Source organism: Allobosea sp. GW823-FHT01F03 (assembly GCF_058798075.1).
The window spans coordinates 1404896-1418084 of the sequence record NZ_CM179505.1 but is presented as its reverse complement, the minus strand read 5'-3'; the positions used below and the strand labels follow the sequence as shown (position 1 = coordinate 1418084).

Annotated in this window: 13 protein-coding genes and 1 tRNA gene; 9 read left to right on the top strand and 5 right to left on the bottom strand. The window is 68.2% G+C overall.

All coding sequences use genetic code 11. The features are described 5' to 3' along the window. Positions 1-35 precede the first annotated feature (35 nt). Positions 36-111: transfer RNA gene (locus AC3RCC_RS06590), tRNA-Glu, on the bottom strand. Between the two features lie 444 nt (positions 112-555). Further along, a complete protein-coding gene (locus AC3RCC_RS06585) occupies positions 556-1689 on the bottom strand; it encodes an alkene reductase (RefSeq protein ID WP_492257977.1) in 1134 nt (377 codons plus the stop codon). A 179-nt stretch (positions 1690-1868) separates the two neighbouring features. Here AC3RCC_RS06585 and AC3RCC_RS06580 point away from each other — a divergent pair, with 179 nt between their 5' ends. From AC3RCC_RS06580 to AC3RCC_RS06555, 6 genes are all read left to right on the top strand, one after another. Further along, the gene (locus AC3RCC_RS06580; protein WP_492257976.1) at positions 1869-2669 is read left to right on the top strand and encodes a ComF family protein; all 801 of its coding nucleotides are present in this window, start codon (positions 1869-1871) and stop codon (positions 2667-2669) included. 46 nt (positions 2670-2715) lie between these two features. Beyond that, a complete protein-coding gene (grxC, locus tag AC3RCC_RS06575) occupies positions 2716-2973 on the top strand; it encodes a glutaredoxin 3 (RefSeq protein WP_291645647.1) in 258 nt (85 codons plus the stop codon). 12 nt (positions 2974-2985) lie between these two features. After that, positions 2986-3849: a carbon-nitrogen hydrolase family protein gene (locus AC3RCC_RS06570; protein WP_492257975.1), complete on the top strand. Its 864-nt coding sequence runs from the start codon at positions 2986-2988 to the stop codon at positions 3847-3849. A 108-nt stretch (positions 3850-3957) separates the two neighbouring features. Beyond that, on the top strand, positions 3958-4449 hold the full coding sequence (locus AC3RCC_RS06565; RefSeq protein WP_492257974.1) for a DUF1178 family protein: 492 nt from the start codon (positions 3958-3960) through the stop codon (positions 4447-4449). A gap of 187 nt (positions 4450-4636) precedes the next feature. Beyond that, positions 4637-5035: a MarR family winged helix-turn-helix transcriptional regulator gene (locus AC3RCC_RS06560; RefSeq protein ID WP_492257973.1), complete on the top strand. Its 399-nt coding sequence runs from the start codon at positions 4637-4639 to the stop codon at positions 5033-5035. Positions 5036-5080: 45 nt separating this feature from the next. After that, positions 5081-6397: an MFS transporter gene (locus tag AC3RCC_RS06555; protein WP_492257972.1), complete on the top strand. Its 1317-nt coding sequence runs from the start codon at positions 5081-5083 to the stop codon at positions 6395-6397. Positions 6398-6413: 16 nt separating this feature from the next. On the opposite strand, the gene AC3RCC_RS06550 is transcribed toward AC3RCC_RS06555, so the two are convergent. Then, on the bottom strand, positions 6414-7637 hold the full coding sequence (locus tag AC3RCC_RS06550) for an aminotransferase-like domain-containing protein (protein WP_492257971.1): 1224 nt from the start codon (positions 7635-7637) through the stop codon (positions 6414-6416). A 185-nt stretch (positions 7638-7822) separates the two neighbouring features. On the opposite strand from AC3RCC_RS06550, the gene AC3RCC_RS06545 reads away from it, so the two are divergent. The 3 genes from AC3RCC_RS06545 to AC3RCC_RS06535 all read left to right on the top strand — a co-directional run bounded on the left by AC3RCC_RS06545 (position 7823) and on the right by AC3RCC_RS06535 (position 11802). Further along, positions 7823-8308 carry an Lrp/AsnC family transcriptional regulator gene (locus tag AC3RCC_RS06545; RefSeq protein WP_291638219.1) on the top strand — a complete coding sequence of 162 codons (486 nt, stop codon included), beginning with the start codon at positions 7823-7825 and terminating at the stop codon, positions 8306-8308. Positions 8309-8367: 59 nt separating this feature from the next. Next, on the top strand, positions 8368-9531 hold the full coding sequence (locus AC3RCC_RS06540) for a mandelate racemase/muconate lactonizing enzyme family protein (protein ID WP_492257970.1): 1164 nt from the start codon (positions 8368-8370) through the stop codon (positions 9529-9531). A gap of 267 nt (positions 9532-9798) precedes the next feature. After that, positions 9799-11802 (top strand): methylmalonyl-CoA mutase family protein, encoded by a 2004-nt coding sequence (locus AC3RCC_RS06535; protein ID WP_492257969.1) that lies wholly within the window; start codon positions 9799-9801, stop codon positions 11800-11802. A gap of 23 nt (positions 11803-11825) precedes the next feature. Here the strand turns inward: AC3RCC_RS06535 and AC3RCC_RS06530 are convergent, their stop codons facing one another. Both AC3RCC_RS06530 and AC3RCC_RS06525 read right to left on the bottom strand, forming a co-directional pair. Beyond that, the gene (locus AC3RCC_RS06530; protein ID WP_492257968.1) at positions 11826-12611 is read right to left on the bottom strand and encodes an anti-sigma factor family protein; all 786 of its coding nucleotides are present in this window, start codon (positions 12609-12611) and stop codon (positions 11826-11828) included. Continuing rightward, a complete protein-coding gene (locus AC3RCC_RS06525; RefSeq protein ID WP_492257967.1) occupies positions 12608-13165 on the bottom strand; it encodes an RNA polymerase sigma factor in 558 nt (185 codons plus the stop codon). Before AC3RCC_RS06525 ends, AC3RCC_RS06530 begins: the two co-directional genes overlap by 4 nt. Positions 13166-13189: the final 24 nt, after the last annotated feature.

Sequence of the window (13189 nt, the reverse complement as noted above, 5' to 3'; positions counted from 1 at the left end):
AAAAACGCTGAAAAATCAAGGATTTCCGGCGAAAATGGCGCTCCCTAGGGGACTCGAACCCCTGTTTTCGCCGTGAGAGGGCGACGTCCTAGACCGCTAGACGAAGGGAGCAGCGCGGCAGGCCGTCCGTATAGTCGGGCCTTGCCCGCACTGCAAGCCTTTCCTGCACCGCGATGACAAAAGCTTCACACAGGCCCGGGCGGAGGCCCCGGCCGCCTCGTGCATCTCCGCGCCAGGGCCCCCTGCCCTGCCCGGGCGCGCAGCCGGAACGCCGGCATTTGCCCGCCTTCATACGCTCATTCGGCCCAAAGCAGCCGTACTCGCAGGCCGGGGCGCGGGCACTTTTATCCACAGCCCCGCATCATTCAGGACCTTGACCACGAGTCATCCGGGGCGCGCAGGCCGAGCTTGGGCACCTGTGCCGCCCTATGGAGGCTCGCCCCTGAGCCGGTCGACAGCCCGCCTCGCCAGCGATTCGCCGGGAATGACGACTTGCCTCCGCAGGCAGGTGACAGGCTCCAGGGCCGCCGTCGAAAGAAGGCGACGAGGTGAACCTCAGGTCGCCGGCGCGCCGGCCGGCCCCGCCAGCGCCGGATAGTCGGTGTAGCCCCTGGCATCGCCGCCATAGAAGGTCGCCGTATCCGGCGTGTTCAGCGGCGCGTCGCGGCGCAGGCGCTCCGGCAGGTCGGGATTGGCGATGAAGAGCCGGCCGAAGGCGACGAGATCGGCCTCGCCCTTCTCGACCGCCTCGATGGCGAGCGCGCGGGTGAAGCCGTTATTGGCGATGTAGGCGCCGCGGAAAGCCTTGCGCAGCGCCTGATAGTCGAAGGGCAGATAGTCGCGTGCCTCGCGCGTCGCACCCTCGACGACATGGATGAAGCCGATGCCGCGCTTGTCGAGCTCGCCGACGAGATAGCCGAACAGCTCCTGCGGATGCTGGTCGCGGGCATCGTTGGCCGGACTCACCGGCGAGATCCTGATGCCGACGCGCCCCTTCGGGAAGACCTGGGCGACGGCGTCGATCACCTCCAGCGTCAGCCGGGCGCGGTTCTCGATCGAGCCGCCATAGGCGTCGTCGCGCTTGTTGGAGCCGTCACGCAGGAACTGGTCGAGCAGATAGCCATGGGCGCCGTGCAGCTCGATGCCGTCGAAGCCGGCGGCCTTGGCGTTCTCAGCCGCCCGGACGAAGTCGGCGACGATGCCGGGGATCTCGTCGAGCGCGAGCGCCCGCGGTTCCGAAACATCGGTGAAGCCGCTCTCGATATAGGTCTTGGTGTTGGCCCGCAGGGCAGACGGCGCGACCGGCGCCTGGTTGCCGGGTTGCAGCACGCTGTGGCTGACCCGGCCGACATGCCAGAGCTGGGCGAAGATCACGCCGCCCTGCGCATGGACAGCGTCGGTCACCGCCTTCCAGCCAGCGATATGCGCGTCGCGATAGATGCCCGGGGTCCAGATATAGCCTTGGCCCTGCTGCGAGATTTGCGTCGCCTCGGTGATGATCAGCCCGGCACCGGCGCGCTGGCGGTAATACTCGACATTCAGCGCATTCGGCGCATCATCATGCTTGCTGGCGCGATTGCGGGTGAGCGGCGCCATCACGACGCGGTTCTTCAGCGTGAGATCGCCAAGCTGGAAGGGCGTGAACAGCTTCGCAGAGGAAGCGCTGACGGAAGCACCGGAATGACTCATCTTGGCGGTCCTTGTCGGGAGGCGGCCGGTCGGCCGGCGGGAGGGGAGACGGCGTGCCGGCCTTGCCGGCCGGGCCGCGCCTTCGTTTCTGAGATAGGGTCCGCCCGGCGAATTGACATGCCCGGAGAGGCTCGCACGGCAAAAAGCCAAAATCCATTCGCCGCGGAGGCATCGCGGGGATGAGCCTTCCGCAGAAGCTGCAAAAGACGATGGCAATCGCCTCCGCCGGGGCGCTCCGCAGCGGCAGGCGCTGGCTCGGCACCGGACTGGAGGGACTGGTCGAGCTCATCTATCCACCATCCTGCATCGCCTGCCGGGCAGCAACGGACCAGGCCCAGGGGCTCTGCGCCGCCTGCTGGTCGGGAATCGGCTTCATCGAGCGGCCCTTTTGCGAGCGCCTCGGCACGCCCTTCGAGGTCGATCTCGGCGCCGGGCTGGTCTCGCCCGCCGCGATCGCCGATCCGCCGGTCTTCGCCAGGGCCCGCGCCGCCTGCCGCTTCGACGGCACGGCGCGCGAACTGGTACACCGGCTGAAATATGGCGACCGGCTTGAACTCGCTCTGATGCTCGGCCGGATGATGGCGCAGGCCGGCCATGAGCTGACCGCGGAATGCGATCTCGTCGTGCCGGTGCCGCTGCATCGCTTCCGCCTCTGGACGCGCCGCTTCAACCAGGCGGCTGCGCTGGCGCAGGTGGTGGCGCGGCAGTCCGGCCTGCCCTGCGAGCACCAGGCGCTCACCCGCGTCAAGCGGACGAAGCAGCAGGTCGGGCTGACGCGGGCGCAGCGCGGCGAGAACCTGCAGGGCGCCTTCAAGGTGCCGCCGGCGATGCGCCCGCGTCTCGAAGGCAGGCGCGTCCTGCTGGTGGACGACGTGCTGACCACCGGTGCGACCGCCAATGCCGCCGCCCGCGCTTTGCTGCGCGGCGGGGCGACGGCCGTCGACATGCTGAGCTTCGCCCGGGTCGTGACGGAAAGCTGAGCCGGCCCTATATACGAAGGCTGGAGACAGCGACCGGACCCGAGCGATGCCGCAAGTCACGATCTACACCACGAGCTGGTGCCCCTATTGCCATGCCGCCAAGGCCCTGCTGACCAAGAAGGGCGTCGCCTTCGAGGAGATCGGCGTCGACGGCAAGCCGGAGCTGCGCCAGGCGATGACAGCCAAGGCCGGCGGGCGGACCTCGGTGCCGCAGATCTTCATCGGCGAAAGCCATGTCGGCGGTTCCGACGATCTTCACGCCCTCGAGGCGCAGGGCAAGCTCGACGCCCTGCTCGCCGCCTGAACGGAGAGAGCCATGTCCGGCACGCGCTTCATCGCCGCCTGCGTCCAGATGCGTTCGAGTCGCGATCCGCTGCGCAACCGCGACGATGCGGTGCGGATGATCGGCGAGGCCGTCGCCCAGGGCGCGCAGTTCGTCCAGACCCCCGAGGTCACCAATCTCTGCGAGCGCGACACCAAGCGCCTGCGCGAGACCTGTCAGGCCGAGGACACCCATGACGTCCTCGCCGGGCTGCGCGAGACCGCGCGCGACCGCAAGATCTGGCTGCAGATCGGCTCGCTCTCGGTCAAGGCTGGCGAGAAGATCGCCAACCGCGCCTATATGATCGACCCCGAGGGCAACATCGCCGCGCGCTACGACAAGATCCATCTCTTCGATGTCGACCTGCCCAATGGCGAGACCTGGCGCGAATCGAACACCTTCAGCGGCGGCGCCGAGGCGGCCCTGGTCGAGACGCCCTGGGGGCTGGTCGGCATGTCGATCTGCTACGATGTCCGCTTCCCATATCTCTACCGGGCGCAAGCGGAAGCCGGCGCCTTCATGCTGACCGCGCCGGCCTGCTTCACCCGCCAGACCGGCGAGGCGCATTGGCAGGTGCTGCAGCGGGCGCGGGCGATCGAGAACGGCGCCTTCATGGTCTCGGCCGCGCAGGGCGGCGTGCATGAGGATGGCCGCGAGAGCTATGGCCATTCGATCATCGTCGATCCCTGGGGCCGGGTCCTGGCTGAGGCCGGCAACGAGCCGGGCGTGATCCTCGCCGAGATCGACCTCGCCGAGGTCGCCAATGCCCGCACCCGGATTCCGAGCCTGCGGCATACGCGGCCCTTCACGGTCGAGACCTGGCAGGCCGAGCGCCCGCAGCGCGACGCGGCCGAATGATGCGGCCCCGCGGGCTTGGCGCCGGAGGCGGCAGGCCCCATTTTAACTGATTGAGCCCTTGAGACGCTTCGGCACGCCGCGCAGTGTGGCGCCCCGACCAGAGAAGACATGATCCGCTACGCTCTCATCTGCGATAATGGCCACGGCTTCGAGAGCTGGTTCGCCAGCTCCTCCGGTTTCGACGAACAGGCCAGGCGCGGCCTCGTCGCCTGCCCGTTCTGCGACAGTATCAAGATCGAGCGCGGCGTCATGGCCCCGGCGGTCGCGCGCACGGATCGCGGCCCGCGCCCGCCCGAGCAGGCCGAACCGGCGGAAACGCCCGCCGCCGAGGCTCCAGCGCCAGCGACACCCGCGCCCGTCGCGCTGATGGGCGAGAAGGAAGTCGCCTTCCGCGCCATGCTGACCGCCCTGCACGAACATGTCGCCAAGAACGCCGAGCATGTCGGGCCGCGCTTCGCCGAGGAGGCGCTGAAGATCCATCACGGCGAGAGCGAAGGCCGCGCCATCTATGGCGAGGCGACGGCCGAGGATGCGAAGATGCTGAACGAGGAAGGCGTCGACTTCCTGCCGCTGCCCAAGCTGCCGGGCGCGAGGAACTAACGACAGCCTTCCCCGCGTCATGGTCGGGCTTGTCCCGACCATCCGCGCCTTTGCCCACTGGGTGCGCGAAGCGTTCGAGACGTGGATGCTCGCCACAAGGGCGAGCATGACGGGCCTCGCCAACAGGGATCAGCCCGGCACGCATTGTGACTTGCAATCGCCTCATCGCGGGCATATACCCGCACTCATGTCCTCGCCCTGCATCTGCACGACCCTGCGCTCGGCCTCGCGGCGGATGATCGCCTTCTATGACGAGGCGATCGCGCCGGTCGGGGTCAACATCGCGCAGTTCAGCCTGATGCGCTCGATCGCCCGCATCGAGCCGGCGACGCTGACCGAGCTCGGCCACCGCGTCGACCTCGACCGTTCGACCGTCGGCCGCAATGTCCGCGTGCTCGAGAAGATGGGCCTCGTCGCGCTCGGGCGCGGCGAGGACCAGCGCGAGGCGACGGTTCAGCTCTCCGATGCCGGGCGCCAGGTTCTGGCCGATGGCGCCCCGCTCTGGGATGGCGCCCAGAAGGCCCTCGACGATCGACACGGGGCCGATTTCATGAAGCAGCTGCGCTCCGCCCTCGATTCACTCTGATTTCTTCACACAAATACGGGCATCTACCCGCAATAGGAAGCCGCCATGCAACCGGACCTCGCCGCCCCGCCCGCCCCTTCAGGCCTCGCCGGCGCCCTCGCCCGCCGCAGCATCCATTACGGCTGGGTCGTCGCCGCCGTGACCTTCCTGACCATGCTGGTGACCGCGGGCGCGGTCGGCGCGCCCGGCGTGCTGATCGGGCCGCTGCAGAAGGAGTTCGGCTGGGCGACCTCCGAAATCTCCTCGGCTCTGGCGGTCCGGCTCGCGCTGTTCGGCCTGATGGGCCCGTTCGCCGCCGCCTTCATGAACCGCTTCGGCCTGCGCCCGGTCGTCGCCGTCGCGCTCACCTTGATCGCCGCGAGCATCCTCGGCTCCTTTGCCATGACCGAGCTCTGGCAGCTGATGCTGCTCTGGGGCGTCGTGCTCGGCTTCGGCACCGGCATGACAGCCATGGTGCTCGGCGCGACCGTCGCGACGCGCTGGTTCTCGCACCGGCGCGGCCTCGTCGTCGGCCTGCTGACGGCGAGCACCGCGACCGGCCAGCTCGTCTTCCTGCCTCTGCTCGCCTGGCTGACCGGTCAGGTCGGCTGGCGCTCGGCCATGCTGCTGGTCCTTGGTCTGATCGTCGTCGCGGCGCTCGCCGTTCTCGCCCTGATGCGCGACCGGCCGGTCGATGTCGGGCTCGCGCCCTATGGCGAGACGGCGCTGGTGCCCGCGCCTGCCGCGCCGACAAGCCTTGTAGCGATGCTCGTCTCGCCGCTCGTCGCACTGCGCCAGGCGGCACGGACCCGCACCTTCTGGGTGCTGTTCGGCACCTTCTTCGTCTGCGGCGCCAGCACCAACGGGCTGGTGCAGACCCATTTCATCGCGCTCTGCGGCGATTACGGCATGGCCGCGGTGACGGCGGCGGGCGTGCTCGCCGTGATCGGCATCTTCGATTTCCTCGGCACGGTCGGCTCGGGCTGGCTCTCCGACCGCTATGACAGCCGCTGGCTGCTGTTCTGGTATTACGGGCTGCGCGGGCTCTCGCTGCTCTACCTGCCCTTCACCGGCTTCTCGTTCTACGGCCTCGCTCTGTTCGCGGTCTTTTACGGGCTCGACTGGGTCGCGACCGTGCCGCCGACGGTGAAGCTCGCCGCCGATCGCTTCGGCGAGAAGGCGAACCTCGTCTTCGGCTGGATCTTCGCCGGCCACCAGCTCGGCGCCGCCTTCGCCGCCTATGGCGCCGGCTTCAGCCGCACCGTCTATGACAGCTATCTGCCGGCCTTCTTCATCGCCGGCGCACTCTGCCTCTTCGCCGCCGCCTTCTGCATCACCATGCGCGGCGGCAAGGCCGGCGCGCTGGTCGCGAAGCCGGCCTGAGCCAAAGCGAGGTCGTTCAGGCCGCCCGGTCTGGCCGCGCTTCGAGCTGGCGCCTTGTCGCCCGCGCCAGCCGGCGCACGCCCTCGCCCAGCACATCCGGCGCCGAGCGGGTGAAGTTCACCCGCATCGCGCTCTTCAGGGCGCCATTGGGATCGAAGACGCTCGATGGCACGAAGGCGACCTTCTCCTGGAACGCATGGGCATAGAGCACGTCGGTGTCGATCTCCGGCGTCTTCGCCCGCATCCAGACGAACATGCCACCGGGCGGCACCTCCCATTCGAACCAGTCGGAGAGATGGTCGCTCGCGGCGGCGCAGAGCGCGTCGCGCCGCTCGCGATAGGTCGCGACGATCTTCGGCACATGCTGCGCCTCGAAATCGCTCTCGATCATTTCGAGCGCCAGCGCCTGCGTCAGCAGACTGGAGGCGATGTCGGTCGACTGCTTGACCAGCGCCAGCGCCGCGATCAGCGAGGCCTCGGCGACGATCCAGCCGACACGCATTCCCGGTGCCAGGCTCTTCGAGAGCGTACCGAGATAGATCACCGGCCCGTCATAGGCGCCGTTCGGCTGGCGCTGCGCATGATGGGCGAGGATGCCGGGCCCGGCCGGCCCGTCGAACTGCAGCGGCAGATAGGGGTCGTCCTCGACCAGCCAGGTCCCGGCCTCGATCACCTTGTCGAGCAGCCCGGCCCGCTGTTCCTGCGAGACGAGCACGCCGGTCGGGTTCGAATAATTCGGCACGGCATAGACGAATTTGGCCTGCCGCAGCGCCACGTCATGGCCCGGCGCCTGCAGGCTCCAGTCGAGCTTCTCATAGCGCGGCGCACGCGGCCGCCAGGCGTCGAGCGCCCCGAGATAGGTCGGGAATTGCGAGACGATCAGCTCGCCGGGGTCGACCAGGAGCTTGCCGACGAGATCGAGCCCCTGCATCGCGCCGGTGGTGAGGAGCACGTTTTCCGGACCGAAGCGGCGCCCGCTCGCCGCGGAGACCCGTTCCGCCACCGCCGCCCGCAGCGCCGGAAGCCCTTCGATCGGCCCGTATTCCAGGATCGCCGAACCCCAGCGCGTCAGCGTCCGCTCCTGCGCGGCCGCCATCGCCTCGACCGGATAGAGCTCCGCCGCCGGTAGCCCGCCGGCGAGGCTGACGAAATCGGCCTGCCCGCCGATCGCCATGAACTGCTGGGTGATGCTGTTGCCGGTCGAGAGCCAGCTGGCGAGGGCAGGACGCGATTTCGGCATGGGCCCGTCAAGTTTCGGCATGGAGCTCGATCACCTTCTCGTCGACAGCGGGCATCTTCTACCCCAGGGTTTGACGCCACCATAGCACTCAGAGCTTGAGCGAATCCGTGCGATCTTTCGTGGAAATTCGCTCAGAGATCCATTTTTCAGCTATCAGATTCGACTACTGCTAGTGGAACTCACCCATGATCGAACTGGACCGCATCGACCGGCGCATTCTCGCTGCTCTGCAGCACAACGGGCGCATCTCGATACTGGAACTGGCGGAGCTGGTGGGCCTGTCCGCAACGCCCTGCACCCGGCGCATCAAACGGCTCGAAGATGCAGGCGTGATCGAAGGCTATTCGGCGCGGATCAGCCCGATGGCGCTCGGCTTCGGCATCTGCGTCATGGTCAGCGTCAAGCTCGCCAAGCAGAGCCCGGATGCCGCCAGCCAGTTCATGAGCGCCATCCAGGGGCGTCCCGAAATCACGGAATGCCTGCTGGTGACCGGTAATGTCGATTATCTGCTGCGCGTCTGGGTCAAGGACATCGACGCACTCCGGAACTTCATCAGCGCCGGGCTGCAATCGATCCCATGCGTCGCGGAAACCTCGACCATGGTGATCCTCGAAACCCATGTTTCGAATGAGCTGCTCCATGTAGCCGGCACCGAACAGCCCCGCCGATAGCGGCCGTTGTCAGACCGACCACCCAGCGGCATAAGCGCCCCAAAGGGGAGCAGAAGACCATGCGCATCGTCGACGTCCGCGAGATCACGCAACCGATCGCCTCGCCGATCCGCAATGCCTATATCGACTTCTCGAAGATGACGACGAGCCTCGTCGCCGTCGTCACCGACGTCGTCCGCGACGGACGTCGCGTCGTCGGCTACGGCTTCAACTCGAATGGCCGCTACGGCCAGGGCGGGCTGATCCGCGAACGCTTCGCGCCGCGCCTGCTGGAAGCCGAGGCGAAGAGCCTCGTCGACGAAACCGGCGACAATCTCGATCCCGATCGCTGCTGGGCGGCGATGATGAAGAACGAGAAGCCGGGCGGCCATGGCGAGCGCTCGGTCGCCGTCGGCACGCTCGACATGGCGATCTGGGACGCCACCGCCAAGATCGCCGGCAAGCCGCTCTTCCGCCTGCTCGCCGAGCGCCATGGCCGGCTGGCCGACCCGAAGGTCTTCGTCTACGCCGCCGGCGGCTACTACTATCCCGGCAAGGACGACGATGCTCTGCGCGCCGAGATGCGCTCCTATCTCGACCGCGGCTATCGCGTCGTGAAGATGAAGATCGGCGGCGCCTCGCTCGCCGAAGATCGGCGCCGGATCGAGGCTGTGCTGGCCGAGATCGGTGGGGATGCGCAGCTCGCCGTCGACGCCAATGGCCGCTTCGACCTCGAGACCGCGATCGCCTATGCCAAGGCGCTGCGCGACTATCCGCTGTTCTGGTACGAGGAGGCGGGCGACCCGCTCGACTACGCCCTCCAGGCTGCCCTCGCCGAATTCTATCCCGGCCCGATGGCGACCGGCGAGAACCTGTTCAGCCATCAGGACGCGCGCAACCTCCTGCGCCATGGCGGCATGCGGCCGGATCGCGACTGGCTGCAATTCGACTGCGCCCTCTCCTACGGGCTCTGCGAATACCAGCGCACCCTCGCCGCGCTGAAGGTCGCCGGCTGGGCTTACGACCGCTGCATCCCGCATGGCGGCCACCAGATGTCGCTCAACATCGCCGCTGGCCTCGGCCTCGGCGGCAATGAGAGCTATCCCGACCTGTTCCAGCCTTATGGCGGCTTCCCTGACACGGTTCGGGTCGAAAACAGCTTCATCACCATGCCGGACCTGCCGGGCATCGGCTTTGAGGGCAAGTCCGACCTGATCAAGGTGATGCGCGAACTGGCGGAGTAGCATTCCGCGCCGCTTTCCATCGTCATGGTCGGGCTTGTCCCGACCATCCACGTCTTCGGCAATCGAAGACGACGCTCAAGACGTGGATGCTCGCCACAAGGGCGAGCATGACGGAGAGGCAACGACCCAGCTCATCCCGAGCGATAGCCCTGCTCCGCCCTCATCCCAAGGTCTGAGGCGACCTTTCGCCCCCACTGGCGTTATCTTCGCTGCAGTGCAACAATCAGTTTGCACGAGCTCAAGAAGACGGCACGGCAGGGAGCGGCCATGAACGCGATCGATCCTCTCGGCAAGCAGGCCCAGCGCGACAAGCCTTTGTCGCGTGATAAACCCTGGATCTTCCGGACCTATGCCGGCCACTCCGACGCCGCCGAATCCAACAGGCTCTACCGGACCAATCTCGCCAAGGGCCAGACCGGGCTTTCCGTCGCCTTCGACCTGCCGACCCAGACCGGCTACGACCCCGACCATGTCCTCTCGCGCGGCGAGGTCGGCAAGGTCGGCGTGCCCGTGACGCATCTCGGCGACATGCGGACCCTGTTCCAGGACATTCCGCTGGCGCAGATGAACACCTCGATGACGATCAACGCGACGGCGGCCTGGCTGCTCTCGCTCTATATCGCCGTCGCCGACGAGCAGGGCGCCCCGCGCCCGGCTTTGCAGGGCACGACCCAGAACGACCTCGTCAAGGAATACCTCTCGCGCGGGACCTATGTCTTCCCGCCGCGCCCCTCCATGGCGCTGACCACCGACATCGTCGTGTTCACGGCCCGCGAACTGCCGAAATGGAACCCGACCAATGTCTGTTCCTACCATCTCCAGGAAGCCGGTGCCTCGCCGGTGCAGGAACTCTCCTTCGCGCTCGCGACCGCGATCGCCCTGCTCGACTCGATCAGGGCCCGGCCGGAGGTCTCGGCGGAGGAATTCGGCAGCGTCGTCGGGCGCATCTCCTTCTTCGTCAATGCCGGCATGCGCTTCGTCACCGAGCTCTGCAAGATGCGCAGCTTCGTCGAACTCTGGGACGAGATCACCCTCGGCCGCTATGGCGTCACCGAGGAGCAGCATCGCCGCTTCCGCTATGGCGTGCAGGTCAATTCGCTCGGGCTGACCGAGCCGCAAGCCGAGAACAATGTCTACCGCATCCTGATCGAAATGCTGGCGGTGACGCTCTCCAAGAAGGCCCGCGCCCGCGCCGTGCAGCTGCCGGCCTGGAACGAGGCGCTCGGCCTGCCGCGCCCCTTCGACCAGCAATGGTCGCTGCGCATGCAGCAGGTGCTGGCCTATGAGACCGACCTGCTCGAATTCGGCGACATCTTCGACGGCTCGACCGTGATCGACAGCAAGGTCGCCGAGCTCAAGGCGGCGGCGCTCGAGGAACTGGCGAAGATCGACGCCATGGGCGGGGCCCTGGCCGCGATCGAGACCGGCTATATGAAGCAGGCGCTGGTCGAGAACGGCGCGCGCCGGATCGAGGCGATCGAGCGCGGCGAGCAGATCGTCGTCGGCGTCAACAAGTTCACCAATAGCGAGCCCTCGCCGCTCTCGGCCGGCGAAGGCAATGTCGTGACCGTCCCGGATTCGGTCGAGATCGAGGCCGTCGGTCGGCTGAAGGCCTGGCGCTCGGCCCGCGACGCCAGAGCGGCCGAGGCCGCGCTGGCGGAATTGGCGAGCGCCGCCAAGGAAGCCCGCAACGTCATGCCGGCCTCGATCGCCTGCGCCAAGGCCGGCGTCACCACCGGCGAATGGGCCCAGACCCTGCGCGAGATATTCGGCGAGTACCGCGCCCCGACCGGCGTCGACACGACCAAGCTCGGCGACGATGCCGGGCTCGCCACGGTCAAGGCCGCCGTCGCCCGCGCGACCGAAAAGCTCGGCCGCACGCCGCGCTTCCTGGTCGGCAAGCCCGGGCTCGACGGCCATTCGAACGGGGCCGAGCAGATCGCGGTCAGGGCGCGCGATGCCGGCATGCAGGTCAGTTATGGCGGAATTCGCCAGACTCCCGAGGAGATCGTGACCCAGGCGAAGGAAACCGAGGCAGATATCATCGGCCTTTCCATTCTTTCGGGTTCGCATCTGCCGCTGGTGCGCGACGTCACCGCGCGCCTGCGCGTCGCCGGCATGGAGGTGCCGGTCGTGGTCGGTGGCATCATCCCGCCCGATGACGAGAACGCCCTGCGCAATATGGGGGTCGCGGCGGTCTACACGCCCAAGGACTTCGCCCTCGATGGCATCATCGCCGATGTCGCCGGGCTCGCGGCGAAGGAGCGCTGACGCCGGCCGCGTCCCCCGGCCGGCTACCTCGCCCCTTTCAGCAGCCCCTGCTCGGCCGCCGGATCGAGCGGGCCTTCCGCGCCGCGATCGAGCAGGAAAGCCTCGGCCAGCGCGCCGCCGCTCGCCGGCTTGTATCCCGCCGTCTCGGGCGGGGTCGCCGCGACGAACTCGGTCCGCCAGCCCTGCCCGTCCCGGCAGTCGATCCCGTTCCAGCCGGGCGCGCCCTCACCGGCGCCGGAGACCGTGTACTCCCGGCAGAGCCGGCCATCGGCGAGCTTGTGCGAGGCGATGATGCGCAGCTTTCCCGCCGGCAGCGCAACCGTGCCGCCACTCGCCACGGTGTCGAGCGCCGCGCTGAGCCCAGCGCGCGCGAGGCCTGCGACCGCGATGCCGGGTTCGGCGCCCGGCCCGCCGCGCCCGGCGAGATAGCCAGCCACTCCGCCCGCCACGAGCAGGAAGCTCGCCGCCAGCGGCAGGCGCCAGGCCGCGCGAGGGACGGCGGGACGCGGCGCTGCTGGCTGCTTTTCCGGGGCGCCGCCGGCGATCACCGTCAGTTGCGGCTGAACGGGCGTCGGGCGGATATCGGTGGCGGCGATCGCGGCCAGCAGCCGCTCCGGCACCGGCTCCTGCTCCTGCTTCGCCTCGCCCTCGGCTTCGAGCAGGAAGCGCGTCTCGGCCAGGACGGCGAAGCGCTCGGCCAGTTCGGGATCGGCCGTGACCAAAGCATGCAGACGGTCCGCCTCGCCGGCGGCGAGTTCGCCATCGGCGAGGGCGATCAGCATCTCGTCGGAAACCACGGGCTTCGTCATTTCGCTTCCATTCCCAGTCTTGCCGCCAGACCCTGCCGCGCCCGCGACAGGCGGCTCATCACCGTGCCGATCGGGATCGCCAATTGCTGCGAGGCGTCGCGATAGCTGCAGCCCTCGACGCAGATCAGCATCAGCAGCCGGCGATGCTCCTCGGGCATCTGCGCCAGCGCCTGCTGGACGGAATCGACGGTCAGCGCGACCTCGTTCACCTGCCGGCCATCCTCGCCCGGCAGATCGAGATGGGCGTCGATCTCCTCGGTGCGCCCCTCGCGCTGGCGCTTGCGCAGCGCATCGATCCAGAGATTGCGCGTGATGCTGAACAGCCAGGCATCGAGCCTAGTCCCCTCCTGAAACTGCGCCTGCGCCTTCAGCGCCCGCTCGCAGCTCGCCTGCGCGAGATCGTCGGCCTCGCTGGCCGAGCGCGTCAGCGTCATCGCATAGCGCCGCAGCCGCGGCAGCAGCGCGACCAGCTCTGTCGCGAAGGGCGAGAGCCCGCCGACTCCTCCCGGCGGCGGCTGTCCGCTCGCATTCTGGCCTGATAGCCTGTCAGACATCTGTGTCTCTCGGTATTGCTCGAA

What these genes read in the sequence shown, in the direction of transcription:
- AC3RCC_RS06565 (WP_492257974.1), top strand. Translation starts at nt 3,958, where the DNA reads ATGATCCGCTACGCTCTCATCTGCGATAATGGCCACGGCTTCGAGAGC.
- AC3RCC_RS06570 (WP_492257975.1), top strand. Translation starts at nt 2,986, where the DNA reads ATGTCCGGCACGCGCTTCATCGCCGCCTGCGTCCAGATGCGTTCGAGT.
- AC3RCC_RS06530 (WP_492257968.1), bottom strand. Translation starts at nt 12,611, where the DNA reads ATGACGAAGCCCGTGGTTTCCGACGAGATGCTGATCGCCCTCGCCGAT.
- AC3RCC_RS06560 (WP_492257973.1), top strand. Translation starts at nt 4,637, where the DNA reads ATGTCCTCGCCCTGCATCTGCACGACCCTGCGCTCGGCCTCGCGGCGG.
- AC3RCC_RS06540 (WP_492257970.1), top strand. Translation starts at nt 8,368, where the DNA reads ATGCGCATCGTCGACGTCCGCGAGATCACGCAACCGATCGCCTCGCCG.
- AC3RCC_RS06585 (WP_492257977.1), bottom strand. Translation starts at nt 1,689, where the DNA reads ATGAGTCATTCCGGTGCTTCCGTCAGCGCTTCCTCTGCGAAGCTGTTC.
- grxC (WP_291645647.1), top strand. Translation starts at nt 2,716, where the DNA reads ATGCCGCAAGTCACGATCTACACCACGAGCTGGTGCCCCTATTGCCAT.
- AC3RCC_RS06525 (WP_492257967.1), bottom strand. Translation starts at nt 13,165, where the DNA reads ATGTCTGACAGGCTATCAGGCCAGAATGCGAGCGGACAGCCGCCGCCG.
- AC3RCC_RS06550 (WP_492257971.1), bottom strand. Translation starts at nt 7,637, where the DNA reads ATGCCGAAATCGCGTCCTGCCCTCGCCAGCTGGCTCTCGACCGGCAAC.
- AC3RCC_RS06535 (WP_492257969.1), top strand. Translation starts at nt 9,799, where the DNA reads ATGAACGCGATCGATCCTCTCGGCAAGCAGGCCCAGCGCGACAAGCCT.
- AC3RCC_RS06555 (WP_492257972.1), top strand. Translation starts at nt 5,081, where the DNA reads ATGCAACCGGACCTCGCCGCCCCGCCCGCCCCTTCAGGCCTCGCCGGC.
- AC3RCC_RS06545 (WP_291638219.1), top strand. Translation starts at nt 7,823, where the DNA reads ATGATCGAACTGGACCGCATCGACCGGCGCATTCTCGCTGCTCTGCAG.
- AC3RCC_RS06580 (WP_492257976.1), top strand. Translation starts at nt 1,869, where the DNA reads ATGAGCCTTCCGCAGAAGCTGCAAAAGACGATGGCAATCGCCTCCGCC.